The 819-nt window shown below is 60.7% G+C and carries 1 protein-coding gene; it reads left to right on the top strand.

All coding sequences use genetic code 11. From position 1 onward, the window contains the following. The first annotated feature begins 44 nt into the window (after positions 1-44). Entirely contained in the window at positions 45-767 is a 723-nt protein-coding gene (locus ACT3UN_RS16510) for an IS6 family transposase (protein ID WP_444657667.1), read from the top strand. The last annotated feature ends 52 nt before the right edge of the window (positions 768-819 follow it).

Below are 819 nucleotides of genomic sequence, written 5' to 3'. Positions count from 1 at the left end.
GGTGCTGTTGCAAAGTTGGGGATGGCACGTGAGGATCAGGTCTCATGAGCATCTTCTCCGGTCGCCACTACCCGAAAGACGTGATCCTGTGGGCGGTGCGATGGTACTGCCGGTATGGGGTGTCCTACCGGGATCTCGAGGAGATGCTGACCGAACGCGGTGTGCCGGTGGATCACACCACCATCTACCGCTGGGTGCAAAAGTACGGTCCCGAACTGGATAAACGTACCCGTTGGTACCGCCAGACCTCGTCCTGGTTCGCGGATTCCTGGCGGGTGGATGAGACCTACATCCGGGTGGGTGGGAAGTGGTGCTATCTCTACCGTGCGGTGACCAAGGACGGCCGGACTCTCGACTTCTACATGTCCACCCGCCGCAACACGCAAGCGGCAACGAGGTTTCTGGGAAAAGCGCTGCGTGGTTCTGGTCACCGCGGCCCTGATGGTGGTCCCCGAGTGATCTGCACCGACAAAGCACCCACCTACACAGCGGCGATAGCGGCGCTGATCGACAGGAAGAAACTGTCGAAGACAGTGCAACACCGGCAGGTGAAGTACCTCAACAACGTGATTGAGGGTGATCATGGCAGGTTGAAACGGATCCTGGGCCCCAAGGGTGGCGGGTTCAAGAATCCGGTGTCGGCGTACAGGACACTGCAGGGTATGGAGGCGATGCATGCGCTGCGCAAAGGCCAAGGCAGGATGTTCGCCTTCGGACGGGCGAACGCGGATGTGGTGATCGTGGCGAAGGCCTTCGCAGACGCCTGAGAGATCAGGGCTACAGGGTTGTGGACCGCCTTCTCGATCGGCGTCCGGGCAC

The sequence above is a fragment of the Corynebacterium sp. AOP12-C2-36 genome, assembly GCF_052379185.1.
Lineage (GTDB): Bacteria > Actinomycetota > Actinomycetes > Mycobacteriales > Mycobacteriaceae > Corynebacterium.
Note: the sequence above shows the minus strand (reverse complement) of the source record. Positions and strands in the feature narration are given on the sequence as shown.

Bases quoted from the DNA above. Each gene is read 5' to 3' on its own strand.
- ACT3UN_RS16510 (WP_444657667.1), top strand. From the start codon at position 45: ATGAGCATCTTCTCCGGTCGCCACTACCCGAAAGACGTGATCCTGTGG.